Raw genomic sequence first — 23,911 nt, forward strand, 5'->3', positions numbered from 1 at the left:
CCGGCGCGGACCAGCACGCGCTGGTCCGCGAGGCCGCGGCCGTCTGCCCCGCCGCCGCCATCGAGGTGAGCGAGCAGGCGTGAACGCCGGGCGCGCTCGCACTCCACAGCCGCCGTGCGCCGGGGCCTGACGGGCTCGATCGTCTGCCGGCCCCGGTGACCTCCGCTCACCGGCCCGCCGGCGCGCGAGGAAGATGACACGGCGCAGGAACCCGCGCCGCCGGCCGCCGACGGCGTGTCCGGCGCGTGCCGGGCCACCCCGAATCCCACGGCGGTCTGCCCGCCGACGCCGATCCGAGAGGCCGGAGCACCCGTGGCGGGCGGCCGGTGGTTACCGGACGGCGTTCGCCACGATTCTGGCGGCACCCTTCTTGCACGTGGAGAGCCGGCCGCTGGCGCTCGCCTCCGCGGCCGAGGCGCTGGAGCAGTACCACCCGGCGACGACCGCGGCTCCGCCGCTGCCCTGCTTGGGGGTGTCCGGCCGGTAGTAGACGCGGAAGACCCGCAGGGCCGTCGCGCAGGTGACGCGACCCGTGACGACCTTGATCGAGGCCTTGGTGCCGCTCTGGGGCAGCCGGAGCTTGCCGCACACAGCGCCGGCCTTGGCGAGCGCGTGCTCGGGCGTTGACCAGGCCACCTGCGCGTTCACCTGCGGCACGGGCTTCCCGAACGCCGGCGGCGCCGCCGTGACGGGCGTCGCCGGGGCCGCCGCACCGGGGGCGGGCGGTGCCGCCTCAGGTTCGGAACTCCCCCCGCAGGCGCTCAGGGAGAGCAACAGCACCGGAAGGCAGGCGATGATGCGTGGACGCATGGACAACTCCATAGCTCAACTTCAAGATCGGTAAAGTCTCTCACACGGCGACCCCCTGAAATCGCGGAGACTTCCCCCGCGGCGACGGGCCGCTGACGCCTCGCCGCGGTGGCCGATTCGCCCCCTTGCAAGTGAGTAACAAGTGGCGGCTGGCAAGCTGGGCGCCGTCGTACGCGGAAGGGGCATATGTTCGGGATCGTTCGTCCGTGCCGGCACGGGATGTGCGGCGGGCTTTTCAAGGAGTGGATGGCGCACCTGTGCGGGCTCTGCCTGGCGCTCAGGGACGAGCACGGGCACGCCTCCCGGCTGGTGACCAACTATGACGGTCTGCTGGTGTCCGTGCTCACCGAGGCGCAGGCGCCCGCGTCCTCCCCGCACCGGCGCGCGGCGGCCTGCGCTCTGCGGGGGTTCAAGGGCGCGGACGTCGTGGAGGCCGAAGGGGCGCGGCTGGCGGCCGCGGTCTCGCTGATCCTGGCGGCGGGCAAGGTCAGGGACCACGTCGAGGACGGTGACGGCGTCTACGCCCGCCGGCTGGTGGCGGCCGGCGCCGGACGCGTGGCCGCGCGCTGGTCGGCCGCCGGGTCGGGCACGGCCGCCGCCCTCGGGTTCGACCCCGCCCCGCTCCTCGCGGCGGTCGAGGAGCAGGCCCGGCTGGAGCGCCTGCCGAATCCGAGCCTGCTCCAGCTCACCGCCCCCACCGAGGCCGCGGTCGCCGCCGCCTTCGGGCACACCGCCGTACTGGCCGGCAAGCCGCACAACCGGGAGGCGCTGGAGGAGGCCGGGCGCTACTTCGGCCGCCTGGCGCACCTGCTCGACGCCGTCGAGGACCTGGCCCGCGACCGCGACCGCGGGGCCTACAACCCGCTGGCCGCCTCGGGCACCGACCTGGCCGCCGCGCGGCGGCACTGCGACGACGCGCTGCACGGGCTGCGCCTCGCGGTGGCCGACCTGGACCTGGAGCGGCGCGGCCTGGTGAACGCGCTGCTGGTCAGGGAGACCGGCCGCGCCGCCGACCGGGTCTTCGGCGCGGCCGAGCCGGAGAGCCCGGAGGCACCTCCGCGTGATCCGCGGTTGAAGCCGGACCCCGGCGGGCTGCTCTCGCTGCTGTGCCTGTCGGCGGCGTGCTGCACGTGCGGGCTGTACCGGCCGCCGTGGGACGAGGACCGGTACAAGCCGTGCAGCGAGCGCTGCGACAGCGGCGGTTGCGACATCTGCGGGCAGTGCTGCGACGCCTGCTCCAATTGCTGCGAGTGTTGCAGTTGCTGCAGCTCCGACGGCTGCAACTGCAGCTGCGACTGCTAGGTTCCGTACGGAGTACGGATCTTCACGTGAGCCGAAGGCTCCGGATCCCCGCGACGGCCCCGGGTAGCCGGAGACCGGCCAAGCGTCTCGCCGGAGTCTCCGCGAAGCGGACGGCCGGACCGCGCCACTCCTTTCCAAGCGGTGGAGCCCGGGTCGGTGAACGTGCCGCGGCCGGCCCGGGTGGAGCCCTCGGCGACGGTCTCCGGCCCTCGGCTCGATGGGGAACAGCGCGCGGTGAAAGCGGCAGAAACGCCGATTAAGCTGAAATTCCTGCCACCCCTTCGCCTCGTGTCCGCGCCCCGTCCCGCGGAAGGAGAATCCGATGCTGCGCAATGTCGCCGTGCTCGCCCTCGACGGCGGGCACGCGTTCGAGCTCGGCGTGTTCTGCGAGATCTTCGGGATCGACCGCGGTGACGACGGCCTGCCCGTCTACGACTTCGCGGTCGTCTCGCCCACGGGGGAGACGAGCGTGCGCACCCGGCACGGCTTCCGCGTCCAGACCCCGCACGGGCTGGAGCGGCTGGAGGAGGCGGACCTCATCGGCGTCCCGGCGGCGGATCCGGACGCGCGGCACCCGCAGGAGTTGTTCGCGGCGCTGCGGGCCGCGGTACGGCGCGGCGCCCGCGTGCTGAGCATCTGCTCCGGCGCTTTCCTGCTCGGCGAGGCCGGCCTGCTGGACGGGCGCCGCTGCACCACGCACTGGCGCTACGGCGCGGAACTCGCCCGCCGCTACCCGCGGACCCGGGTGGAGCTGGACGTCCTCTACGTCGACGAGGATCCGGTCATCACCGGCGCCGGGACCGCCGCCGGCATCGACACCTGCCTGCACCTGGTGCGCAAGGAACAGGGCAGCGCCGTGGCCAACGACATCGCCCGGCGCATGGTGGCGCCCCCGCACCGGGAGGGAGGCCAGACCCAGTACGTCAAGCGTCCGCACCCCGAGCCGGGTGCCGGGCCGCTCGCGGCGCTGCTGACCTGGCTGCAGACCAACCTCCACGAGGAGCTGACCGTGGAGAGCATGGCCCGCCAGGCCCACATGTCACCGCGCACCTTCGCCCGCCGCTTCCAGCGGGAGATCGGCACCACCCCGCTCCAGTGGCTCACCGGCCAGCGCGTCCTGCTGGCCCAGCAGCACCTGGAGAACACCGACGAGCCGATCGCCGTCATCGCCGAACGGACCGGGTTCGGCTCGGCCGACACGCTGCGCCACCACTTCATCCGGCGCCTGGGCACCACACCCCACACCTACCGGCGCACCTTCCGTGGCCGGCGCGCGGACACCGCGTTCCGGTGACGGCGCCGTGTCTTCTCCCTCCGCGAAGGGCGGAGGACCGCGCCGTCACCGGCGACGGCGCGACGGTTCCGGAACCTCACCCACCGTCAGGTGGCCCCGGTGTCCTGTCCGGGGCCCGGCCCGCGGGCCGTCAGCGAGCGGTCACGGTCTCCGTGGTCCGCACGGCCGGGCGGCGCATCGAGATCAGGACGTGGCCGGTCTCCTCGTCCGTCCGGCGGCCGCGCTCGATGAAGCCCATGAGGTCGTAGAAGCGGCGAGCCCGGGTGTTGCCCTCGAACACCTCCAGCGTCACCTCTCCGTGCAGAGCCGCCGCGTGCTCCACCAGGGCCCGGCCGACGCCGCGCCCCTGCGCCTCGGGGGCGACGAACAGGCCGCCGATCTCGGCCCCCAGCAGGCCGAGCAGCCCGACGGCGGCGCCCGAGGTCTCGGCCACCCAGTTGTCCGCCGCGACGAGGTAGATCTCGCGGAGTTTCCGCGCCCGCTCGCCTTCCCCCTCCCCCTCGATGAAAGGATGGGCGAGTTTCACGGCCCGCGACCACAGATCGACGACCGCCGCCTCATCCGACGCCTCGTACCGGCGGATGATGATTTCTTCCATTCGGGCCACCGTAGGCACCACGTCCGTCCTCGGCAAACGGTTTATCCGGGGCCGGGAGGCCACCGGCGCCCTGCCGCGCCGCGGCGACGGGCCTCGGCGCGGCCGGGCCGCCCGGGTACGGCGTCCCCGGCCCTGCGGGCGGCGGACGGACCGGCGCGGGACGCGAGGTTTTCCGGAGAGACGGCCCCTTGCCGTCCGGAGCGGCCGCCGCCTACGCTTGGAAAGCGCTATCCAAACGGAGGCCGACGTTCCGGACCGTCGCCGGCGAGCGGGACCGGCGTCCGGACCGGGCGCCGTGAGCACCGCGCCCGGCTCCGGGGAACGCCGAACCACCTACCCCGGAGGGCCCATGGCGGTCACGGAACTCGGTGACGTCACGCTGTACTACACCGACGAGAACCAGGACGGGCACGACCGGCCGGTGCTGCTGCTCGTCCACGGCTGGGGCGGCGACTCGCGGGCCTGGGAGCCGGTGACCGCCGCGCTGCCGCCGCGTTTCCGGGTGGTCAGCGTCGACCTGCGCGGTCACGGCCGCTCGTCGGCGCCGCCGCACGGCTATCGCCCCGCCGACATGGCCGGTGACCTGGTGGCCCTCATGGACCGGCTCGGCGTCGAGGCGGCTGTGCCGGTCGGGCACTCGATGGGCGCCCAGGTCGCGACCGCCCTGGCCGTGGAGCACCCGGCCCGGGTCCCCGCCCTGGTGGTGGTCGATCCCGCCTACGGCGCCGACGCCCGGGAGGAGCTCCTCTTCGCCGGCCGGTTGGCGGCGCTGCGGGCCGACGGCGCGGCGGCGGCCGTACGCCAGCTCGGCACCCTGCCCGGCCCCGTACGAGACCGGATGCTCGCCACCCCCGGCCACGTGCTCACCCGGTGCTACGAGGGCATGTACCTCGTCCCGGGCGCGTTCGGCACCCGCCCGGCCGCGGAGGAATACCTGGCCGGGCGGGCCTGTCCGGTCCTGTGCCTGCGCTCGCGGCCCGAACCCGCCGCGTGGGAGTCGGCCGTCCCCGCCCCGTCAGGTTCGCGCGTCGTCACCTGGCCGGGCACCGGCCACTTCCTCCACCTCGAACGCCCGCACGCCTTCGCCGCCCTCCTGTCGGACTGGCTCGACGAACCGGCCGTCGCCGGAACGGGGCGAAACACCGGCCGGTGACCCCGTCCGGCCGGACCGCCGGCCGCCGCGCGGGCTTCGCCACGCTCCGGCCACGGGGTCAGTCGCCTCGCTCCGAGACCGGAGACGCGACCTCCGGAGGCCCGGAGTCCGCGGGTCTGGCCCCGATGACGACGGTGGCGTACAGCTCGCCGGAACCGGTCACCCGCGTGATCAGCCCGTTGCGGGCGAAGACTTCGACGGTCCGCGGCGCCTGACGCTCGCTCGTCTCGATCAGCAGGTGACCACCCGGTGCCAGCCAGAGCGGCGCCGCGGCGGCCACCCGCCGCTGGACGTCGAGCCCGTCCGCGCCGCCGTCGAGCGCCACCCGCGGCTCGTGGACGCGGGCCTCCGGGGGCAGCAGCCCGATCGCCTCGGTGGGCACGTAGGGCGCGTTGGCGACCAGGACGTCGACGCGGCCCCGCAGCGCGGCGGGCAGCGGCTCGTACAGATCGCCCTCGTACACCCGGCCGCCGGCGGCGGTGACGTTGCGGCGGGCGCACCACACCGCGGTGGGGTCGATGTCGGCGGCGTGCAGCTCGACCCGGCCCAGGGCCGCGGCCAGCGCGACGCCCACCGCGCCCGAGCCGCAGCACAGGTCGACGACGACGGCTCCGGGCCGGGTGAGAGCGGCGGCCTGGCGGACGAGGAACTCGGTGCGGCGGCGGGGCACGAAGACCCCGGGATCCACGGCTACGCGCAGGCCGCAGAACTCCGCCCAGCCGAGGACGTGCTCAAGGGGCAGGCCAGCGACTCGCCGGTCCACCATGGCGTCGAGGTCGGCCGGTGTCCGGGCCGTGGAGACGAGCAACCGCGCCTCATCCTCGGCGAAGACGCAGCCGGCGGCCCGGAGCCTGGTGACGACGGAAGACAGACGATGACGTGGCGGCGAAGCCGACATGGGAGCCTTTCGAGATGTCGATGGGGCTCCCGCGGTCGCCTATGCCAGACGGACCGCACGGCCGTGAGATGGGAGCACCCAGCCTGATACAGCGGTAATGGGTCTCACCTCCTCGGGGCGATCACTACTGGAGACGGCAACAGTACCAGAGCCGCCCCGCGCCGCGGACAGGACACCGGGCCGGAACGAGCCTCGCCGGCTCCACCCGTCCGCTAGAGGGCGCGGTGCCGTTCCACGGCCGCGGCGGTGCGCGTGACATCCCCGGCGATGATCGCTTCGACCAGCTCGACGTGCAGGTCGAACCGGAGCCGGAGGTGGTCCTCGGCGCGGCTCTCCCCGTCGGAGTCGGCGTGCTCGGACAGCTCCGTGACGCATCGGATCATGCTCAGGTAGACGGCCTTGGCCAGGGGATTGGGGGTGATCTCCGCGATGCGCTCGTGCAGCGCCCAGTTGGCCCGCATGAACCGGTCGGTGCCGGTCGTGGCGCGCCTGAGCGCGGCGAGCAGGCGGCGCAGGTCCGTGATGTCCTGCCGCGTGCGGTGCCGGGCCGCGTCGGTGGCGATCAGGAGTTCCAGCGCCTCGCGCACCGCGATCGCGTCGGCCACCGTCGTGGGCGCCTCCCGTACGGTGAGCAGCGTGTGCCGCAGCCGCACGACCGGGTTGGGATCGGCCACGAACAGGCCGCCACCGCGACCGGGACGGATCTCGACGGTCCCCCGGTCGCTGAGCAACCGTGCCGCCTCGCTGATCGTCGCGCGTCCGTACCCGGACCGGTCGCGGAACTCGTCCATCGTGCCGATCAGGTCACCGGGCCCGAGGCCCCGATCGGCGATCATCGACTCGATGTCGGCGGCCAGCGCCTCCGCACGTGTCAGAGGTGCAGCGTTAACCACCCGCACGAATTTACCAGGTTCTTGGTCGTTTCCCGTCGCGGGCGATACGCTCCCGCGAGAAGATAACCACCGAAAGGTTCGGGTGTTTATTGTGTCGACCGGTGAGCCGGCCGCGGCGGGGCTCGCACGCGCCGGGGCCGCCGCGCACTGGAAGCCCGAGCACGCGGCGGGCGGCCGGCGGCGCCTCCGGCACGCCTGGCACCGCCTCCGCCGCAGGCCTCCCGGCGCTCGTCCGCGAGCCGGTGTCCCGACTCCCCCTGAACAGCGAAAGGCAGCACGCGTGACCGCAATCCATCAGGCGCAGCGAGCGGACCGCCGGGTCCGCCCGGCGGGGGAACCGCCGCCCCGCCACGGTTCCGCCGTCCGGAACGGCCGGGGCCCGGCCGCCGCCCGCCTCGGGCGACCCGGCCGTCCACGGCCCACCGCGGCGCTCCCGCCCGGCCGTCCGCGGGGCGCCGCGTGACCGGGCGGAGCGAGCACGGCACCCCGCTGCTGCGGCAGGTGCTGAGTCAGATCAAGGGCCCGGACCCGCGGCTGAACGAGGTCGTCTCCGCCCTGGTCACCCACCTGCACGCGTTCGTGGCGGAGGCGCGCCCCACCGAGCGGGAATGGCGGGCGGGGCTGGACTTCCTCATCGAGACCGGGCAGATGTGCACGGCCGAACGCAACGAGTTCGTCCTGCTCTCCGACATGCTGGGGCTGACCACCGCGGTCGACGACGTCAACCACATCGGCCCCGCGGGCATGACCCCCTCCTCCGTCGAGGGGCCCTTCCACTCCCCGGCGCCCGCGCGTGAGCTCGGCGCCTGGATCAGCTCCGGTCCGGAGCGCGAACGGGCCGTGCCGACGGTCGTGCACGGCCGGGTCCTGGACTGCGACGGCACCCCGCTGCCCGGGGCCGTGGTCGACCTGTGGCAGGCCAACGACACCGGCCTGTACGACACCCAGGACGACACCCAGGACCCGGGGAACCTGCGCGGGCTGTTCACCGCCGACGACCAGGGCCGCTACTGGTTCCGCACCGTCCGGCCCAGCAGCTACCCCGTCCCCACCGACGGCACCGGCGGGCGGCTGCTCACGGCCATCGGGCGGCACCCGATGCGCCCGGCCCACCTGCACTACCGGGTCACCGCCCCCGGCTACCGGCCGCTGACCACGCACGTGTTCCTGGCCGGGGACCCCTATCTCGGCTCCGACGCCGCGTTCGCGGTCAAGGACGAGCTGATCTGCCACCCCGTCGCCCGCGACGCCGGCAGCGAGGAGTGGCGGATGGACGGCCCGCACGAGGAGATCGACTTCGATCTCAAACTGGTCCCGCTCGACTGGACGGAGGAAAAGGCGTGAAGCTCGCCGGAGTGCTGCTGCCGGGAGAGGACACGGTGCGCATCGCCCGCCTGGACGGCGACACGGTCCGTGTCGTGACCGACGTCGCCCGGTTCTGGGCCGACGCCCGGGGCTGGACGGCGAAAGCCGCCGCGCTCACCGGAGACGCCGTCCCGGTCGGGTCGGTGCGGTTCGTGCCGCCGGTACCGCCGTCGGCGCGGGTCGTCTGCGTCGGGCTGAACTACCGCGCCCACGCCGCCGAGGGCTCCTTCGCGGTGCCCGAGCACCCGACCCTGTTCGGCCGGTGGACGGCCTCCCTCACCGCGGGCGGCGCCTCCGCTCCGGTCCCGGCCGGCGAGGCGGGACTCGACTGGGAGGGCGAGGTGGCCGCGTACGTCGCCGAGCCGCTGTGCGACGCCGACGCCGACACCGCCCGCGCGGCCGTGCTGGGCTACTCCACCTTCAACGACCTGACCGCCCGCCGCGCGCAGAAGCTCACCAGCCAGTGGACCCTGGGCAAGAACGGCGACCGCAGCGGGCCGATGGGCCCGATCGTCACCGCCGACGAGGTCGGCGACCTGCGCGACGGGCTGCGCGTGCGGACCCGGGTCAACGGGACCGTGGTCCAGGACGGCGACACCCGCGACATGATCTTCGAGGTGGGCGAGGTGCTCTCCCTGATCAGCCGCACCCTCACCCTCAACCCCGGAGACGTCATCGCCACCGGCACCCCCGACGGCGTCGGGTACGTGCGCACCCCGCCGTGGCTGCTGACCCCCGGCGACGTCGTCGAAGTGGAGATCGACCGGCTCGGCACGCTGCGCACGCCCATCGTCGGCCCGGACGGCCGCGTCACGGCCTCGGCGCCGTCGTAGGCCGCCGCCCGTGGCAGGTCGCCATCCGGTGTGAGCCGCCGCCCGCGGCAGGTCGCCATCCGCGGCGGACCGTCATCACCGCCCGCCGCTCCGCCCGGGTGGGGCGGGTGCGCCTCACCCGGCGCGCCGGCCCCGCCCGGCACCGGAACCACCCGGGACCAGGCCCGCCCGGGTTCTGTCAGCCCGCCTCCACCAGGGGCGGTTCCCCCCACGACAGGCTCAGCGCGTCCCGCAGGGCGGTGGTGGCGGCGGCTCCGATCCGTTCGGCGAGAACGCCTTCGATGACGGCGAGCGTGGCCTGGGCCCGCCGGTGGACCCGGGTGCCCTCGGCGGTGGCGCGGACCAGGCGGCTGCGGGCGGAGGCGGGATCGGGGACCTGCTCCAGCAGGCCCATGCCGATCAGGCCGTGCACGGCCTGGTGGACGGTCTGCCGGGTGACGCCGATCCGGCGGGCGAGCTCGGAGATCGAGGTGCCCTCGGGGTCCAGGGTGGCGAAGACGGCGGCCTGGGCGATGGTCACCGGCCGCTCCCCGGCGGCCTGCATGCTGGTCAGGAGGGCGTCGTCGAACCAGCGCTTGGCATCGCCGAGCAGCTGGGGCAGGTTCCGTGCGGAAGCGGTCATGGCTCCTCTGGGAAGCGGAGGCCTTCCAGCATAACGACCGTCCGTAACGGGCTCCGGGCCCGGCAGCCGGCGAGGGGACCGCGAGCGGTCCCGGGCTTCCAGGGAACGGAGTGTCGCGTACCGGCACGGTCGGTGAGAGGCTGCGCGCCGGGGGTTACACCGCCGTGAATGTCAGGTAACCTGACGATATTGTCGCCCCTCACCGTTCAAAGGTGTTCCATGACCATGGAGTTCGCCACCCGCCACCGTTCGCGCTCGTACATCCCCGCCGAGCCGGGCAAGCCCTACTTCATCGAGAAGGGCATGGGCGACCGGGCCCACCTGTTCGGCGACCTGTTCACCGTCTACGCCGGCGGCGAGCAGACGGAGAACACCTTCAACTTCTTCACCTGCGAGGGCGCCAAGGGCGACCTCATTCCCGCCCACTCCCACCCGGGGACCTACGAAGTCTTCTACATCACCGCCGGGGCGGTGCGGCTGTTCGTCGAGGACACCGCCGGCGAGCAGTACGAGAAGCTCCTCACCCCGGGCGACTTCGGGTTCGTGCCGAAGAACTGCCCGCACGCCTACCGCATCGAGCGCCACGGCAGCCAGATCGTCGGCGTGGCCGCCGGCCCCGGCGGCACCTTCGAGCGGTTCTTCGAGAACCTCGGTGCCCCCACCGAGGAGCTCGGCCTGCCGCGGCACCCCGTGGTGCCCGAGCCGCACAAGTTCGGCACCGTGCCCCAGCGGTACGACGTGCGGTTCCTTCCCGGCCACCAGTGGCGCACCGGGAGCTGAGCACCGTGGTCTACGCGAAGGCGCTGCTGGCCGGAGCGCTGGTCGGCGTCCTGTACGCGGCACTGCGGGTGAAGTCTCCGGCTCCGCCGCCGGTCGCGCTGTTCGGCCTGCTCGGCATGCTCGCCGGGCAGGCCGCCCTGGAACTTCTGTGACCGCCGCGGCCGGTACGCGTACGGGGATGTTCGTCCGCCGTGCCGCAGTCGCCTTCGCCGCCGGGCTGGCGATGGGCGCCGTCTACTGGGTCCTGGGAGTCGCCTCGCCCGCGCCGCCGCTGCTCGGCCTGACCGGGCTGCTCGGCATCGTCCTGGGCGAGCGGGCCGCCACGGCGGCCCGCTCCCGGCTGGCCCGGCACCGCGCCGCCCGCTCCACCGATCCCGGCCCCTCCGGCTCCCGAACCGACCAAGGAAACGCCCCGTGACCCTCCCCGAGCCTCCCGGTTTCGTCGACGTCCACGCCCACTTCGTCACCGACTCCTACGTGACCCGGGCCCGCGCCGCCGGCCACGACCTGCCCGACGGCATGCCCGCCTGGCCCACCTGGTCCGCCACCGCCCACCTGGACCTGATGGACCGCTGCGGCATCCGCACCTCCCTGCTGTCCATCTCCTCCCCCGGCGTGCACTTCGGCGACGACGCCGCCGCCCGCCGCCTGGCCCGCGAGGTCAACGAGGACGGCGCCCGGGTGGTGCGCGACCACCCCGGCCGCTTCGGCCTGTTCGCGTCCCTGCCGCTGCCCGACGTCGACGGTGCCCTGACCGAGATCGCCCACGCCTTCGACACCCTCGGCGCGGACGGCGTGGTGCTGGAGACCAACACCCACGGCGTCTACCTCGGCGACCGGCGTCTCGAACCCGTCTTCGCCGAGCTCGACCGCCGCGGCGCGGTGGTCTTCCTCCACCCGACCTCACCGGTGTGCTGGGAGCGGTCCGCCCTCGGACGCCCGCGCCCCATGGTGGAGTTCGTCTTCGACACCGCCCGCACCGTCACCGACCTGCTGTTCGCCGGCACCCTGGACCGCCACCCGGACCTGAAGGTGATCGTCCCCCACTGCGGCGGCGCCCTGCCCGTGCTGGCCGACCGCATCAACGGCTTCATGAAACTGTTCACGCCGTCGCAGGACGCCGGCGCCCCCGACGCCGTGGCACAGCTGCGCCGCCTGTACTACGACATGGCCGGCCCCGCCTTCCCCCGCCAGATCCCCGCCCTGCTCGGCCTCGTCGGCCCTGACCGGCTGCTGTACGGCAGCGACCACTGCTGGACCCCCGCCCCGGGCGTGGAAGCCCACGTCGCCTCCGTCAACGCCGCCCCGGCGCCCGGCGGCGGCACCTGGCAGTCCCTCACCACCGCCAACGCCCGGCGCCTGCTGCCCCGCCTCGCCGTACCCGGGAGGAATCCATGACCGTGCCCTCTTTCCCGGCCGGGTTGCTCGCCCCGCCCGACCCCGTCGCCCTGCCCCTGCCGCCCGCCGCGCGTCCCGCTCCCGGGGTACGGCTGGTACGCGGGGCCGTCTACACCGTCCGGGACGGCATCCGGCCTCTGGAGCTCGACCTGTGGCTCCCCGACGAGCCGCGGGCCCCGCTGCCGGTCATCGTCGCCGTCCACGGCGGCGCCTGGCGGACCGGCCTGCGTGAGGACATGGGACCGCGCTTCCGCCGCTGGTGGCCCGGTCCCTTCGCCCGCCTGGCCCGGGCCGGGTTCGCCGTCGCCTGCCCCTCCTACCGGCTCAGCGGGGAGGCCGTCCATCCCGCCCAGCTCGACGACCTCACCGCCGCCCTGCGCTGGCTCCACGCCCGCGCCGGCGAGCTCGGCCTCGACACCGGCCGCGTCATCACCTGGGGCGAGTCCGCCGGTGGCCACCTCGCCGCGCTGCTCGCCCTCACCGCCCCGCAGCGCGTACCGGACGGCTGCACCGTCGCCGGCTGCGTCGTCTGGTACGCCCCCGGCGACCTCACCACCCTCGCCCTGCACCTCCCGCCCGGCGCCTACGACCCCACCGATCCCCACAGCCCCGAAGCCCGGCTGATCGGGGCGGCGATCGCCGACGCCCCCGCCCGCGCCCGCGCCGCCAGCCCCGTCACCTACGTCACCGCCGACGCGCCGCCCTTCCTCATCCTCCACGGCACCGGCGACTCCATCATCCCCGTCGCCCAGGGCGAGCAGCTGGCCGCAGCGCTACGGGAGGCGGGCGCCCGTGCCGACTTCCGTCCCGTCGCCGGCGCCGACCACCTCTGGGTCGGCCTGTCCGACCACGACGTCGAGCACTGCTTCACCGCCTCTCTGGAATTCGCCCGCGGCTGCGCCGCGGCCCCGGCTCCCTGAGCGCCCGAACCGCTCACGCGGAATTTTTCCCGCCGGGTGATCGCCGGGGTGAGCTGGGGGAAGGCGGCGGCACGCGGGGGCCGTCCGCCGGGGCCGCCGCATGGGCCGCGTGGAAGGGGGCAGTCTCCGGGTGCCCGTTGGGAGATCGTCACGGCGGACCCGCCGTGACCGTCACCCGCGGCGAGGTGGGAAACGGTGTTCTCATGCCGCCCCGGGCCGGCGGGCGTCCAATCGGAACACCGCAGACGGGAGGACATGGTGACGCCAACCAACCGTGACAAGCCGAACGAACAGCAGCCGATCAGGGCGGGCGGACCTCGCCGGGGCGCTCCGCGGCCGCTGATCGTCGCCGCGGCCGCGGCACTGCTGGCATCGGGTGGCATCGGGGTGGCCGCGGCGTCGGCGGCGACGCCCGTGCCGCCGCCGGCGGAGACGCCGACTCCGGCCCCGACGGAGACGATCAGCGAGACACCCGCGGAGACCCCCACCGGGCCGCCGGCCGAAACCCCCACCGGAACCCCCACCGGAACCCCCACGGAGACCCTCACTCCCCCGCCGACGCCCACCGCCACGGCGCTGCCCACGGTGCACCCCCTGGAGCTCTCCGGCGCGGTGCACGGTGAGTTCCTGGCCGGAACGGAGGACCCTTGCGTGTTCGTCACGGTGCTCGCCCAGACGGGTGAGGCGACCGCGGTGACCGAGGAGTCGATCACCGTGCGGAGCCGTGACGGCTTCGAGCAGGTGTACGCGATCACCGACGCCACACGCGTCGTCGCGGGCAAGCGCGGCAACAGCGAGGTCAGGCAGGGTGACTGGGTGGCCCTGACCGCGACGCGCGAGGGGCAGACGGCCACCGCCGCCTATGTCTACGACCTGTCACGGCCGGCCGGCAAGAAGAACCGGCGCGACGGCTGGTGGTACCACCGGCCGTCGTGGCCCGGCACGGCCAAGTGGCGGACCCCCACGCCCTGCCCCACACCGCCGCAGACCCCGGCCCCGGCCCCGACGGTGACCGACACGCCCACCGTGCCGCCCACCCCTGTCCCGACCACCTCTCAGACGCCGGCGCCGATCCCCTCGCAGACCCCCGCGCCGACCCCCGGCGTGACGGAAACAGTTCCCCCGACCCCGGCCCCGGCCCCCTGAGCGTCCGCTCCCGCTCCTGAGCACACGCCGGTGCGACGGCCCGGGCGGGCATCCCCGCGCCCGGGCCCCCTCACCGCGGCTTCCCCACCGGTCCCCGGTGTGCTCCGCCCGCCCGGGGCCCGTGATGAGCCTCCCGCTGACCTGTTTCCGGTTCTTCCCGCAGAAGGAGCATTTCAGCGGGTCCCGCGGTCACCGGTGCGTGCCGCTCGGGAACGTCTCCCCAGCGGTTGCGCGGGCCCGCCCCGGACGGACCGGCCCAGGTCCGGGGGTCAGAGGGTCACGGGCAGCGACGCCAGGCGCCAGGTGCCCGGGTCGGGGACGCGCGCCTCCTCCGGGGCTGCGGCCGGCGCCAGGCCGGGAAAGCGGCGCAGCAGCGCCGTGAGCGCGACCTCGGTCTGCACGCGGGCCAGCGAGGCTCCGAGGCAGAAGTGCGGCCCGTGGGCGAAGCCCAGGTGACCGACCGGTCCCGCGGGCCGGTCGAGGTCGAGCCGGTCGGCGTCGGCGAACGCGCGCGGGTCCCGGTTGGCGGCGGCGATCGCGGCGATGACGGGCTCGCCCTCGCGCACCGGGACGCCGCAGAGTTCGACGTCCTCCCGCGCGTACCGGGGTATCGACAGCAGCGTCGGACCGCACCAGCGGATCAGCTCCTCGACGGCGCGGGGCATGAGCTCGGGATTCGCGCGGAGCGCGGCGAGCCGGTCGGGGTGGGAGAGCAGGGTCGCCACGGCGTTGGCGATGAGGTTCGTGGGTGTCTGTCCTGCGATGACCAGATGCCAGATCAGGGTGATCATCTCGGTGTCGCTGAGCCGGTCCCCGTCCTCGGCCTGGGCGCGGATGAGATCCGAGATGAGGTCGTCGCCGGGTTCGGCCCTGCGGCGCGCGACCGCCGCCTTGGCGCCCGCCATGATGCCCGGTATGGCCTCGCCGAACCCCTGGCCGGAGCCTGCCGCGACGGTGGCGCCGTATTCCCGCCATCGCGGGCGGTCGGGCTCGGGAACGCCGACCAGCTCGCAGATCACGTCCATCGGCAGCGGTCGGGCGAAGTGCCGCAGCAGGTCCACGGAGCCGTTCTCGGCGTGGCCGGGCAGGTCGTCGAGGAGGTTCTCGACGAGCGGCTCGATCCGTGGCCGGAACCCGGCGGCGCGGCGCGCGGTGAACGCGGGCGACACGAGCCTGCGCAGCCGCGCGTGCTCCGGCCCGTCCATTTCGCTCATGGTCCGCATGTAGGGCAGGCAGTCTTCGGGGACGTCGGGCCGGATGAAGCTGCCGGCGTTGATCTCGAACCGCGGGTCGCCCAGCATCGCCCTGGCGTCCTCGTGCCGGGTGAGGACCCACACCGGGCCGAGACCGGGGATCAGGAGCCGCGCCAGCGGCGAGCGCTCACGGACGCGTCCGTAAGCGGTGAAGGGGTCACGCAGCACCTCGGCGTCGGTGAGGTCGATCTCGGGGACGCCGCTCGCATCCAGACCGGTTCCGGTCATTGATCCTCCCAGGTTTCAGATGTTCTCAACACATGTTCTCATCATCTGAATGGTGAAGGTATCTTGGATCGGGGCGTGCGGCAAACGCCGGACGAGGAGGGGGCCGGCTCAGACCTGTGCGGCCTCGACCTGGGACCGTGCGCGGACCGGGACGACGTGATGATCGGCGTGTCGCACTCCTGGCGCAGGAAGGCAAAAGCTCACTGGAGGTTGTGCTCGGCGGTCCCCATCATGGCGTCGTGGTCGGGGAAGCCGCCGTCGAGGAGCCGTAGCGGTCCGGCGACGAGCGACAGACGCATCGCCGGCGTGCAGAGGGTCAGGCGCTGCTCGTCGAGACCGCTTCTGCGCGGCCACCGCTGGTGCTCGCCGGAGCGGAGTCGCAAGAACGCGTGCTCCCACTCGACGTCGAAGAACATCCCGGGTTGGCGGCTGCACGACGGCACCATCACCACCCGCGCCATGCCGCGCGGCACCGACGACCTCGATCTGGAGTACCGGGCCGCGCGTATCTCCCTGGACGGGGTCTCGGTGGCAACGAGGAAATTTTCAACGAAGTACCGCTTGGCCTGCGGTAACGGATGCGTTGGACGGGTCGTTGATCGCTGTTCACCGATGTGCTGCGGGACTTTCCGGACGGTGGCGGCCGCAGGGCGTCGGTGATGTATGAGGAGTTCGTGGTCAAGCAGCGGATACGGCGGTTCGGTATGGCTCCGGGCGATGTCGGCGGCCTGCCGGCGAGCTATGGCTGGGTGGAGCGCGAGCAGACCGGCGTCGCCGAATACCGGGTCCGCCGCCTGGAGCCAGTGGGATGTGAGCTGCCTGCGTCCGGCCTCGAACGCTTCGTCTTCGCCGAGAAGCGGTAGCCGCGCTCAGGCGGCGGCGAGGAAATCACGGATCTTCGCGGCGACGCGGGGGTAGTCAGGGCCGAACCAGATCATGTGACTGCCGGCCCGGCTGTCTGCCAGTTCTGCGTTCGGCATCGCCGCTGCCAAGGACTCGGCGTGGGCGAAGGGCACCGACCGGTCATGGCGGGTGGCGATGACCAGCGCGGGCTGGCTGACATGCGCGGCGCAATCCGGCACGGGGAGCATGTCGGCGATGAAGCCGCTCCCTGAGCGCATCACGGTGAACAGCCCGGCCAGCGTGGCCCGCTCGGCGGTGGACAAACCTGCCAGGACCTGACGCGCGGGCAGGACCGACAGGTCGCGCAGCAGCAGGCGCAGCCCCAGGGACGGTGCGAGGCGGACCAGGGACCGCAGGATCGCCCAGGTGCCGGCCTCCAGGCGGGCGTTGAACACTGCCCGGCCGCCCAGCCGGGTCAGCCGGTCGGGCCAGGGCAGGAACCCGACCGCGCTTTGCAGGATGACGCGCTCGACCAGGTCCGGGTGGCGGGCGGCCATGGTCAGCGCGGTGCGCCCCCCGGCCGAGATGCCCACGACCGCGGCGAGGCGTTCGATGCCCAAGGTTCGGCACAGCTGGGAGGTGGCGTCGGCGAAGCTGGCCGGCGTGGTGCCTGTGGTCAGCGGCGTACGCCCGTAGCCGGGGCGCGAGGGCGCCAGCACCGTGAAGCCGGCGTCGGCGAAGATCTCCTCACCCAGCGCCAGTCCCGCCCGCATGTGACCGCCGTGGAACACCAGGACCGTCCTGGGGCCTTCGCCCTCCAGCCGGTACTCCACCGGGCCCGCCGGCAGGTGCGCGACGACGGTGGCGCGCTCGGAAAAGGCTGTGTGGTGGGAAGGGGACACCAGGGTACCTCCTTGGACGAAAAGGGGATCACGTCCTCTGACCGGCGGGCGGACATCCGGGGCGACCCGGCGGGTCAGCCTCTGCACGCTCGGCCCTGGCACGGTCACTCGCGTCGGCGTATTTTGCGGGTGACGTTCCCGTACCAGGCCGGGACCTCACGCTCGTCATCGAACCAGCGTGCCACCACGATGTCGGTCGAGCTGTGCAGCAGGATCGACAGCACGATGGTCACGGCCACGAGCTGGAACACCTGCTCGGCGGGCGCGATGCCGGAGCCGAGCACGAGCAGCCCGTACACGACGGAGGCGAAGCCCTTGGGCCCGAACCAGGCCACCGCCGCCTGCTCGCGCACCGACAGCCCCGAACGCAAAAACGACAGCCAGATCGCGACCGGCCGGGCCGCGACCAGCGCGAGCAAGGCGAACAGCCAGCCCTGCCAGCCGACCGAGCCGAGCAGCGCCGGGGTGATGAGCGCGCCGAACACCAGCAGCGCGGCCAGCTTGAACACCTCGGCGATGAGCTCGCCGAAGTGCTCGAACGACTCGCGCTGCCGCGGCCCGAAGGTGGCCACGGTGATGCCGGCCGAGAACGCGGCCAGGAACAGGTTGCCGTGCGTGGCCTTGCCGACGGCGAGCACGAGCAGGCCGATGGCCAGGGCGTTGAGCGGCTCGTACTGGGTGGAGGCGGAGAACCAGCGTGTCTGCTCCAGCTTGATCGCCGCCCACGGGATGGCGACGCCGATGAGGACGCCCAGGCCGAGTTCCAGCCCCAGCTCGCCCAGGTGCAGGTCGTCCGAGCCGGAGGCCACGGCCAGGAAGAGGATGACGAACGGCAGCGCCAGCCCGTCGTTGACACCGGACTCGACGTTGAGCAGCTGCCGCAGCCGGGGCGGCACCTTCTCGTTGCCGACCAGCGCGGCCGCGAACACCGGGTCGGTGGGCGCCAGGATCGCGCCGATCAGCAATGACTCGATCCAGCCGAGACCGAGCAGATAGTGCGCGCCGACGGCGGTGATGGCCAGGGTGAGCGGCAGGCCCCAGCCGAGCGCCCGGCCCGGCAGCCGCCAGGCGCTGCGCAGCTCGGTCCAGCCCACCCGCATGCCGTCGGTGAACAACACCGTGAACAGCGCCAGCTCGGCCAGTGTGGCGACCAGGTCGTCCCCCGGGTCGAGCGAGACCACGCCCAGCACACCGTCGCCCAGCACGAACCCGGCCACCAGGAACAGCGCCGCCGTGGACAGGATGGTGCGGTGGGCCAGACTGGACAACAGCACGGCCAGCAGCAGCGCGGCCGCGAACGCGGTCAGCAAGGTGGTGCCCATCAGGGGCACCGCGGGGGGAAAGTCATCGTGCCTCCGGCCGAGCCATCTTGAAGATCATGCCGACCAGACTTCCCGGCGCACCGGGCCCCACCATAACAGCAGGGGGCCGGCGGCGAACGGGCGGGACCGGCCAGTAGGAAGGGTCCCGTTCTGGCGGGTCGCCGACTCGTGACCCGGGCGGAGCCGCCGGGCGCGCTCCTCGACGACTCCCGGCACCTTTACCGGGCCCTTCACCAGGCCCAGGACGGGTCGCCGGTGGCGTCCTGTGAGACGGTCCACAGGCGCTCGCGGGCCGCGGCGTCGTAGGCGAAGGCGGGAGCGTCGACCGGGTGGAGGTTCTCGTCCAGGTAGATGCCGCGCAACGTGGCCCTGCCCTCCGCCGCGGGGCCGGGGTGCTGCCAGGTGCCGGTGCGGGTGGCCAGGGCCGCATACGCCTCGCCCAGGCGCTCGGCCGGGATCGCGAGCCGGTTCTTGGGGGCGTACAGCATCCGCAGCGCCCACGGCAGGGCGGCGACGCGGTCGGCGTCGAGTCGTACGGCGGGCACCCGGACGCAAGCGACGTCCAGCGCGCCGCGGGCCCGCAGGGCCAGCGAGTAGGTGGTCATGATCTGGGCGAGTTTGGCATGGTAGTAGGCCTTGGTCGGGCTGTACCAGCCGGGGCCGTCGAGCTGGTCGAAGCGGATGGCGATGCGCGGCATGGTGATCAGGCCCTTGCTCGCGACGTTGATCACCCGGGGACGTGCGGCGGCGGCCAGCAGCGGGCTGAGGCGCGCGGTGAGCCGGAAGGGGCCGAGGTGGTTGGTCGCCCAGAACAGCTCGTGACCGGACGAGGTGAACACAGGGGTGCGCATCGTCTGGTCGAACACCGCGGCGTTGTTGATCAGGACGTCGAGGTGGCCGGTCGCGTGGGAGATCTTCTCGACCGCCGCGTCGATGGAGTCGGGATCGGCCAGGTCCGCCGGGACGAGGGTCGCGGGGTGGGCGGCGCCGGCGTTGATCACCTCCAGGGCGGTGCGACCGCGGTGGGGGTCGCGGCACAGGGCCAGGATGCGGTGACCGCGTGCGGCCAGCCGCTGCGCCGCCCGCAGGCCGATGCCGGAGTTGGCGCCGGTGATGGCGATGGTGAGAGGTTCGGAGTGGGACATGTTTCGATCCTAAGTGTTCGGAACATTCCGAACAAACTAGAATGTCTCCATGGCGGACATCGAGGAGTTCGTGGAGAGCGCCGGGCTGTACTTCGAGCGGCTGGGGCTCAGCCGCACCGCCGGCCGGGTGATGGGCTGCCTGCTCGCCGACACGGGCGAGGCCGTCGACGCGCCGGGACTGTGCGCGAGGCTCGGGGTGGCCAAAAGCAGCATGAGCGTGGCCCTGCACCAGTTGGAACGCAGCGGACTCGTCGAGCGTTACCGTCCCCCCAGGGCGCGGCGCGATCACTACCGGCTGACCGAGGACGTCTTCGGGCGCGCGTTCCGGGCGAAGATGACCGAGTTCGCCGCCTTCGCCGCGCTGGCCGAGCAAGGGCTCGACGTGGTGGGCGACCGTCCCGCCGCCCGGGCCCGGCTGGAGCACATGCGCGACATGTACGCCTTCATGGCACGGGAGTTCCCCAGGCTCCTCGACCGATGGGACGCGGAAAGGACCGACGCCGCCCGCCGGCCCGACGGTTCGGATACGGACGGCCCGCACCGTCTTCGACCGCCAACCAGGCTCTGATGCGGTGACCTGCCGGACGACCGAGTATCAGGCCCTCCACTCGGGTCCGTGCGATACGGGAAAGCAGCCGTAAGTGATCAGACTCCCCGCCGATGCCCGAGCACGGCCCGGGCGGCAAGATAAGTGTGGTGATCCACCGTCCATTCGCTCAGATGCTGCTGGACCGTTTCCAGCACCCGGCCCAGATCATCGTGTCCGCGTTCGCCGCCGCGGTGGCGGCCGGCACCGCGGCTTTGGCCAGCCCGCTGGCTACCGAGTCCGGCACGCCGGCCAAGCTGATCGACGCGCTGTTCACCGCCACTTCGGCGGTGTGCGTCACCGGGCTGGTGGTCGTCGACACCGGCACCCACTGGTCGGCCTTCGGCGAGGTCGTCATCCTGATACTCATCCAGGCCGGCGGACTGGGCATCATGACACTGGCCACCCTGTTCGCGGCGATTATCTCCGGACGGATCGGGCTGCGCGCCCGCTTGTGGGCCCAGGCCGAGACCAAGACCTTGGCGATGAGCGACCTGCGCCGGGTGGTGCGCAACGTGGTGATCTTCAGCCTCGTTTGCGAGGCGCTCATCGCGATCGCGCTGACCGCCCGGTTCGCCATCGGGTACGACCAGCCGCTCGGCCGCGCCGCTTACTTCGGCGTCTTCCACGCCATCTCGGCGTTCAACAACGCCGGCTTCGGACTTCTGCCCGACAACCTGATGCGGTTTTCCACCGATGCGTGGATCTGCCTGCCCATCGCACTCGCGGTCATCGTCGGCGGGCTCGGATTCCCGGTGGTGTTCGAGCTGCGCCGCTCCTGGCGCCACCCGCGCCGCTGGTCGGTGCTGACCCGCATCACCGTGGCCGCCACCCTGGTCCTGCTCATCCTGGGCTTCCTGGTCTTCACGATCACCGAGTGGGCCAATCCCAAGACGCTGGGGCCGATGGAGGTGGGCGGCAAGCTGCTGGCCGGGTTCTTCACCGGGGTGATGCCGCGCACCGCCGGGTTCAACAGCCTGGATGTCGCGGCCATGTACCCGACCAGCTGGCTGGCGACCGATGTGCTGATGTTCATCGGCGGCGGCAGCGCCGGCACCGCCGGTGGCATCAAGGTCACCACCTTCGCCGTGCTGGCCTACGTTTTGTGGGCCGAACTGCGCGGCGAGACGCACGTCAACGCCGGCCACCGTCGCCTGGCCGCCACCGTACAACGCCAGGCGCTGGCCATCGCCCTGCTGGGTGTGGCGTTGGTCATCGTCTCCACTTATGCGCTGCTGGCGCTGACCCCCCACAGCCTGGATCAGGTTCTGTTCGAGGTGATCTCGGCCATCGCCACGGTGGGATTGTCGACCGGCATCACCGCCGACCTCACTGCGGCCGGGCAGCTGCTGGTCACCTTTTTGATGTTCGCCGGCCGGGTGGGCCCGGCCACCCTGTTCTCCGCGCTGGCCCTGCGGACCCGGACCCGCCGCTATGAGCTGCCCGAGGAGAAAATCATCGTCGGCTGAGCCACACGGCCCGCCGTCACCTACTGATGACGGCCGCGCAGACATCACCGTCGGCAGCGACGCGCGTCCACCGTCGGGAGCAGGGTTCCGATGGTGCTGACGGTGCCGTAGACGAAGGCGGCGACCAGCACCAGCCACAGCGACAGCCAGATCCGGTCGCGGCGCAGGATCAGCCGGGCCAGCACACCTGTCCCGGCCACCTCAGGCCGCCCTCGTCTGGTAGTGGCGCAGGAACAGTTCCTCCAGGGTGGGCGGCTGCGCGGTGAGGTCGTGTACGCCGAGCGCCGCCAGGCGGGCCAGCACGCCGGCCAGTTCGGCGGGATCGACCTGGCAGCGCACCCGACCGGCGGAGTCGACGGCCAGGTCGTGCACCCCGGGCAGGGCCGCGAGCCCGTCGGGCGGGCCGGGCAGTTCGGCGGTGATGGACGTACGGGTCAGGTGGCGCAGCTCGGTAAGCGTGCCGGACTCCACGGTGCGCCCGGCGCGGATGATCGACACCCGGTCGCACAGCGACTCCACCTCCGACAGGATGTGGCTGGACAGCAGGATGGTGCGCCCCTTCGCCTTCGCCTCGGCGACGCAGTCGCGGAAGACGGCCTCCATCAGCGGGTCCAGGCCGGAGGTGGGCTCATCGAGCAGCAGCAGTTCCGCATCGCAGGCGAACGCCGCGATCAGTGCCACCTTCTGCCGGTTGCCCTTGGAGTAGGCGCGGGCCCTGGTGCCGGCGTCCAGCTCGAAGCGCTCGATCAGCTCCGCACGGCGGGCCGCGCCGACCCCACCTCGCAGCCGCGCGAGCACGTCGATGATCTCTCCGCCGGTCAGGTTCGGCCACAGCGTGACGTCACCCGGGACGTAGGCGAGCCTGCGGTGCAACTCGACCGCGTCGGCCCACGGGTCGCCGCCCAGCAGGCGGACGCGGCCGGCGTCGGCGCGCAGCAGACCGAGCAGGATCCTCAGGGTGCTGGTCTTGCCTGCGCCGTTGGGGCCGAGGAAGCCGTGCGTCTCGCCCTGCCGCACGGTCAGGTCCAGGCCGTCCAGGGCGCGGGTACGGCCGTAGGTCTTGACCAGGCCGGTGATCTCGATCGGGTCAGTCATCGCCGTGCTCCCTGGTGATGTCCTCGGTGATGCTTCGGCCGGAGTCGGACCGAACGAAGTCGCCCATGGCCGCGTACACGTCGGCCATGGCGGCGCCGATGGCGGTGGCGTGCTCGCGGGCCAGCACGTCCACACCCATCCGGCGGGTCAGGTAGGTGTGCAGGACGATCGTCCCGGCATGCATCGCGCTCATGACGGCGGCGGCGTCGCGTGCCCTGGCCGAGCCGGGCGCGAACCGGTCGGGCCAGGTGCCGGTCAGGAACTCCTCGGTCACCCGGACCGCTCCCCGGAAGAACATCTCGGCGGCGGGCGAGCCGTCCACCAGGGCACGGGCGAGGTAGCGCGCCAGTAGGCCACTGCCGTCGTAGAGGTCGGCGAGCCCGCCGGGCTCGGGCTTGGCGGCCTCGTCGGCCGAGCGGCGTACCAGCACGTCCATCACGTAGGAGTCGCAGGCGTCGCGCAGCCCGTCCTTGGTGCCGAAGTGGTGCTGCACCAGCCCGACCGACACGCCCGCGTCCCGGGCGATGTCCTGCAACCGGGTGGCTTTGACCCCGTGCTCGGCGAACCGCGCCAGCGCGACGTCCCTGATCCGGGCGCGCGCGGTCAGATCGTCGAACTGCCTGTCACGACTGTCACTCACACCCGTGACTATATATAAATATTGTTTCCCATATCTAGGTATGGTGCCAGCCTGTGAGTGCCCTGTCGGGTGCGTCAAGATCGGAGACGGCGGAGCAATGCCAGAGCGTCGAGGTCTCCCGTGAGCCCGGGGCGTCCGGCGTGGTCGTCACCCTCGTGGTCCACGAGCACAGGCGGCTCGGCCGCGGCATCGAGTTCGCCGCACCGGCCGAACCGTTCCAGGCCGTCGACATCGGCCGGGAGTTCCTCACCGGCGAACTTCAGGGCTCCCGCGGTCCGTCCGGGATCGTGTTCACCGTGCTCGTAGCCCTGTCTGAGGTGGAACGCGAATACATCCACGACCGCGCCCCGGAAGGCCACGAATCCGGCCGCGGCACGGCCATCGGCGGTGCCGACGACCGTGACTGACGCTCGGCT

28 protein-coding genes are annotated in these 23,911 nt (G+C 73.0%); 15 read left to right on the top strand and 13 right to left on the bottom strand.

Features of this window, described 5'->3' with window-relative positions:
* Positions 1–330 precede the first annotated feature (330 nt).
* Positions 331–810, bottom strand: a complete 480-nt coding sequence (locus tag ABD841_RS31950) for a hypothetical protein (protein WP_344979561.1) — start codon at positions 808–810, stop codon at positions 331–333.
* 186 nt (positions 811–996) lie between these two features.
* Here ABD841_RS31950 and ABD841_RS31955 point away from each other — a divergent pair, with 186 nt between their 5' ends.
* Together ABD841_RS31955 and ABD841_RS31960 are read left to right on the top strand one after the other, a co-directional pair.
* Positions 997–2,112: a DUF5685 family protein gene (locus ABD841_RS31955; protein ID WP_344979563.1), complete on the top strand. Its 1,116-nt coding sequence runs from the start codon at positions 997–999 to the stop codon at positions 2,110–2,112.
* Between the two features lie 325 nt (positions 2,113–2,437).
* Positions 2,438–3,406, top strand: a complete 969-nt coding sequence (locus tag ABD841_RS31960) for a helix-turn-helix domain-containing protein (RefSeq protein WP_425582076.1) — start codon at positions 2,438–2,440, stop codon at positions 3,404–3,406.
* Positions 3,407–3,536: 130 nt separating this feature from the next.
* Here ABD841_RS31960 and ABD841_RS31965 read toward each other — a convergent pair whose 3' ends face one another.
* Positions 3,537–4,004: a GNAT family N-acetyltransferase gene (locus ABD841_RS31965; RefSeq protein ID WP_344979567.1), complete on the bottom strand. Its 468-nt coding sequence runs from the start codon at positions 4,002–4,004 to the stop codon at positions 3,537–3,539.
* A gap of 349 nt (positions 4,005–4,353) precedes the next feature.
* Here ABD841_RS31965 and ABD841_RS31970 point away from each other — a divergent pair, with 349 nt between their 5' ends.
* The gene (locus tag ABD841_RS31970; protein ID WP_344979569.1) at positions 4,354–5,157 is read left to right on the top strand and encodes an alpha/beta fold hydrolase; all 804 of its coding nucleotides are present in this window, start codon (positions 4,354–4,356) and stop codon (positions 5,155–5,157) included.
* Between the two features lie 58 nt (positions 5,158–5,215).
* Here the strand turns inward: ABD841_RS31970 and ABD841_RS31975 are convergent, their stop codons facing one another.
* Complete coding sequence (locus tag ABD841_RS31975) at positions 5,216–6,055, bottom strand: putative protein N(5)-glutamine methyltransferase (RefSeq protein ID WP_344979571.1); 840 nt, start codon at positions 6,053–6,055, stop codon at positions 5,216–5,218.
* A gap of 212 nt (positions 6,056–6,267) precedes the next feature.
* Positions 6,268–6,948, bottom strand: a complete 681-nt coding sequence (locus ABD841_RS31980) for a FadR/GntR family transcriptional regulator (RefSeq protein ID WP_344979573.1) — start codon at positions 6,946–6,948, stop codon at positions 6,268–6,270.
* 459 nt (positions 6,949–7,407) lie between these two features.
* Here ABD841_RS31980 and ABD841_RS31985 point away from each other — a divergent pair, with 459 nt between their 5' ends.
* Complete coding sequence (locus tag ABD841_RS31985) at positions 7,408–8,292, top strand: dioxygenase family protein (RefSeq protein ID WP_344979575.1); 885 nt, start codon at positions 7,408–7,410, stop codon at positions 8,290–8,292.
* Complete coding sequence (locus tag ABD841_RS31990) at positions 8,289–9,146, top strand: fumarylacetoacetate hydrolase family protein (protein WP_344979577.1); 858 nt, start codon at positions 8,289–8,291, stop codon at positions 9,144–9,146. Before ABD841_RS31985 ends, ABD841_RS31990 begins: the two co-directional genes overlap by 4 nt.
* A 178-nt stretch (positions 9,147–9,324) precedes the next feature.
* Here the strand turns inward: ABD841_RS31990 and ABD841_RS31995 are convergent, their stop codons facing one another.
* Positions 9,325–9,768, bottom strand: coding sequence for a MarR family winged helix-turn-helix transcriptional regulator (locus tag ABD841_RS31995; protein WP_344979579.1), 444 nt, complete (start codon positions 9,766–9,768; stop codon positions 9,325–9,327).
* A 219-nt stretch (positions 9,769–9,987) separates the two neighbouring features.
* Here ABD841_RS31995 and ABD841_RS32000 point away from each other — a divergent pair, with 219 nt between their 5' ends.
* From ABD841_RS32000 to ABD841_RS32025, 6 genes are all read left to right on the top strand, one after another.
* Positions 9,988–10,548 (top strand): quercetin 2,3-dioxygenase, encoded by a 561-nt coding sequence (locus tag ABD841_RS32000; protein ID WP_344979581.1) that lies wholly within the window; start codon positions 9,988–9,990, stop codon positions 10,546–10,548.
* Between the two features lie 5 nt (positions 10,549–10,553).
* Positions 10,554–10,700 (top strand): DUF1427 family protein, encoded by a 147-nt coding sequence (locus ABD841_RS32005; protein ID WP_344979583.1) that lies wholly within the window; start codon positions 10,554–10,556, stop codon positions 10,698–10,700.
* 26 nt (positions 10,701–10,726) lie between these two features.
* Positions 10,727–10,966, top strand: a complete 240-nt coding sequence (locus ABD841_RS32010) for a DUF1427 family protein (RefSeq protein WP_344979585.1) — start codon at positions 10,727–10,729, stop codon at positions 10,964–10,966.
* Positions 10,963–11,946 carry an amidohydrolase family protein gene (locus ABD841_RS32015; protein WP_344979587.1) on the top strand — a complete coding sequence of 328 codons (984 nt, stop codon included), beginning with the start codon at positions 10,963–10,965 and terminating at the stop codon, positions 11,944–11,946. Before ABD841_RS32010 ends, ABD841_RS32015 begins: the two co-directional genes overlap by 4 nt.
* A complete protein-coding gene (locus ABD841_RS32020) occupies positions 11,943–12,866 on the top strand; it encodes an alpha/beta fold hydrolase (protein ID WP_344979589.1) in 924 nt (307 codons plus the stop codon). Before ABD841_RS32015 ends, ABD841_RS32020 begins: the two co-directional genes overlap by 4 nt.
* A gap of 255 nt (positions 12,867–13,121) precedes the next feature.
* Positions 13,122–14,012, top strand: coding sequence for a hypothetical protein (locus tag ABD841_RS32025; RefSeq protein WP_344979591.1), 891 nt, complete (start codon positions 13,122–13,124; stop codon positions 14,010–14,012).
* 269 nt (positions 14,013–14,281) lie between these two features.
* Here the strand turns inward: ABD841_RS32025 and ABD841_RS32030 are convergent, their stop codons facing one another.
* Together ABD841_RS32030 and ABD841_RS32035 are read right to left on the bottom strand one after the other, a co-directional pair.
* On the bottom strand, positions 14,282–15,493 hold the full coding sequence (locus tag ABD841_RS32030; RefSeq protein ID WP_344979593.1) for a cytochrome P450 family protein: 1,212 nt from the start codon (positions 15,491–15,493) through the stop codon (positions 14,282–14,284).
* Between the two features lie 200 nt (positions 15,494–15,693).
* Positions 15,694–15,966: a hypothetical protein gene (locus ABD841_RS32035; protein ID WP_344979595.1), complete on the bottom strand. Its 273-nt coding sequence runs from the start codon at positions 15,964–15,966 to the stop codon at positions 15,694–15,696.
* A gap of 186 nt (positions 15,967–16,152) precedes the next feature.
* Between ABD841_RS32035 and ABD841_RS32040 the strand changes: the two genes are divergently transcribed.
* On the top strand, positions 16,153–16,356 hold the full coding sequence (locus tag ABD841_RS32040; protein ID WP_344979597.1) for a hypothetical protein: 204 nt from the start codon (positions 16,153–16,155) through the stop codon (positions 16,354–16,356).
* A 6-nt stretch (positions 16,357–16,362) separates the two neighbouring features.
* Here the strand turns inward: ABD841_RS32040 and ABD841_RS32045 are convergent, their stop codons facing one another.
* The 3 genes from ABD841_RS32045 to ABD841_RS32055 all read right to left on the bottom strand — a co-directional run bounded on the left by ABD841_RS32045 (position 16,363) and on the right by ABD841_RS32055 (position 19,705).
* Positions 16,363–17,238 carry an alpha/beta fold hydrolase gene (locus ABD841_RS32045; RefSeq protein ID WP_344979599.1) on the bottom strand — a complete coding sequence of 292 codons (876 nt, stop codon included), beginning with the start codon at positions 17,236–17,238 and terminating at the stop codon, positions 16,363–16,365.
* Positions 17,239–17,342: 104 nt separating this feature from the next.
* Entirely contained in the window at positions 17,343–18,560 is a 1,218-nt protein-coding gene (locus ABD841_RS32050; protein WP_344979601.1) for a cation:proton antiporter, read from the bottom strand.
* Positions 18,561–18,790: 230 nt separating this feature from the next.
* The gene (locus ABD841_RS32055) at positions 18,791–19,705 is read right to left on the bottom strand and encodes an SDR family NAD(P)-dependent oxidoreductase (RefSeq protein WP_344979603.1); all 915 of its coding nucleotides are present in this window, start codon (positions 19,703–19,705) and stop codon (positions 18,791–18,793) included.
* A gap of 49 nt (positions 19,706–19,754) precedes the next feature.
* Between ABD841_RS32055 and ABD841_RS32060 the strand changes: the two genes are divergently transcribed.
* Positions 19,755–20,273 (top strand): GbsR/MarR family transcriptional regulator, encoded by a 519-nt coding sequence (locus tag ABD841_RS32060; protein WP_344979605.1) that lies wholly within the window; start codon positions 19,755–19,757, stop codon positions 20,271–20,273.
* Between the two features lie 92 nt (positions 20,274–20,365).
* Positions 20,366–21,760: a TrkH family potassium uptake protein gene (locus ABD841_RS32065; RefSeq protein WP_425582075.1), complete on the top strand. Its 1,395-nt coding sequence runs from the start codon at positions 20,366–20,368 to the stop codon at positions 21,758–21,760.
* A 44-nt stretch (positions 21,761–21,804) separates the two neighbouring features.
* On the opposite strand, the gene ABD841_RS32070 is transcribed toward ABD841_RS32065, so the two are convergent.
* From ABD841_RS32070 to ABD841_RS32080, 3 genes are read right to left on the bottom strand one after another with little or no spacing between them, the layout of a single operon-like run.
* Positions 21,805–21,960, bottom strand: a complete 156-nt coding sequence (locus tag ABD841_RS32070; protein WP_344979607.1) for a hypothetical protein — start codon at positions 21,958–21,960, stop codon at positions 21,805–21,807.
* Between the two features lies 1 nt (position 21,961).
* Positions 21,962–22,855, bottom strand: a complete 894-nt coding sequence (locus ABD841_RS32075) for an ABC transporter ATP-binding protein (RefSeq protein WP_344979609.1) — start codon at positions 22,853–22,855, stop codon at positions 21,962–21,964.
* Positions 22,848–23,495 carry a TetR/AcrR family transcriptional regulator gene (locus ABD841_RS32080; RefSeq protein ID WP_344979611.1) on the bottom strand — a complete coding sequence of 216 codons (648 nt, stop codon included), beginning with the start codon at positions 23,493–23,495 and terminating at the stop codon, positions 22,848–22,850. The genes ABD841_RS32075 and ABD841_RS32080 overlap by 8 nt, the downstream gene beginning before the upstream one ends.
* 53 nt (positions 23,496–23,548) lie before the next feature.
* Here ABD841_RS32080 and ABD841_RS32085 point away from each other — a divergent pair, with 53 nt between their 5' ends.
* Complete coding sequence (locus ABD841_RS32085) at positions 23,549–23,902, top strand: recombinase family protein (RefSeq protein WP_344979613.1); 354 nt, start codon at positions 23,549–23,551, stop codon at positions 23,900–23,902.
* Positions 23,903–23,911: the final 9 nt, after the last annotated feature.

Source organism: Streptosporangium fragile (assembly GCF_039534445.1).
GTDB lineage: Bacteria > Actinomycetota > Actinomycetes > Streptosporangiales > Streptosporangiaceae > Streptosporangium > Streptosporangium fragile.

Bases quoted from the DNA above. Each gene is read 5' to 3' on its own strand.
- ABD841_RS31965 (WP_344979567.1), bottom strand. From the start codon at position 4,004: ATGGAAGAAATCATCATCCGCCGGTACGAGGCGTCGGATGAGGCGGCG.
- ABD841_RS31955 (WP_344979563.1), top strand. From the start codon at position 997: ATGTTCGGGATCGTTCGTCCGTGCCGGCACGGGATGTGCGGCGGGCTT.
- ABD841_RS32010 (WP_344979585.1), top strand. From the start codon at position 10,727: ATGTTCGTCCGCCGTGCCGCAGTCGCCTTCGCCGCCGGGCTGGCGATG.
- ABD841_RS31970 (WP_344979569.1), top strand. From the start codon at position 4,354: ATGGCGGTCACGGAACTCGGTGACGTCACGCTGTACTACACCGACGAG.
- ABD841_RS32050 (WP_344979601.1), bottom strand. From the start codon at position 18,560: ATGGGCACCACCTTGCTGACCGCGTTCGCGGCCGCGCTGCTGCTGGCC.
- ABD841_RS31995 (WP_344979579.1), bottom strand. From the start codon at position 9,768: ATGACCGCTTCCGCACGGAACCTGCCCCAGCTGCTCGGCGATGCCAAG.
- ABD841_RS32040 (WP_344979597.1), top strand. From the start codon at position 16,153: ATGTATGAGGAGTTCGTGGTCAAGCAGCGGATACGGCGGTTCGGTATG.
- ABD841_RS32025 (WP_344979591.1), top strand. From the start codon at position 13,122: ATGGTGACGCCAACCAACCGTGACAAGCCGAACGAACAGCAGCCGATC.
- ABD841_RS32065 (WP_425582075.1), top strand. From the start codon at position 20,366: ATGCCCGAGCACGGCCCGGGCGGCAAGATAAGTGTGGTGATCCACCGT.
- ABD841_RS32060 (WP_344979605.1), top strand. From the start codon at position 19,755: ATGGCGGACATCGAGGAGTTCGTGGAGAGCGCCGGGCTGTACTTCGAG.
- ABD841_RS32055 (WP_344979603.1), bottom strand. From the start codon at position 19,705: ATGTCCCACTCCGAACCTCTCACCATCGCCATCACCGGCGCCAACTCC.
- ABD841_RS32020 (WP_344979589.1), top strand. From the start codon at position 11,943: ATGACCGTGCCCTCTTTCCCGGCCGGGTTGCTCGCCCCGCCCGACCCC.
- ABD841_RS32075 (WP_344979609.1), bottom strand. From the start codon at position 22,855: ATGACTGACCCGATCGAGATCACCGGCCTGGTCAAGACCTACGGCCGT.
- ABD841_RS31975 (WP_344979571.1), bottom strand. From the start codon at position 6,055: ATGTCGGCTTCGCCGCCACGTCATCGTCTGTCTTCCGTCGTCACCAGG.
- ABD841_RS32030 (WP_344979593.1), bottom strand. From the start codon at position 15,493: ATGACCGGAACCGGTCTGGATGCGAGCGGCGTCCCCGAGATCGACCTC.
- ABD841_RS32000 (WP_344979581.1), top strand. From the start codon at position 9,988: ATGACCATGGAGTTCGCCACCCGCCACCGTTCGCGCTCGTACATCCCC.
- ABD841_RS31950 (WP_344979561.1), bottom strand. From the start codon at position 810: ATGCGTCCACGCATCATCGCCTGCCTTCCGGTGCTGTTGCTCTCCCTG.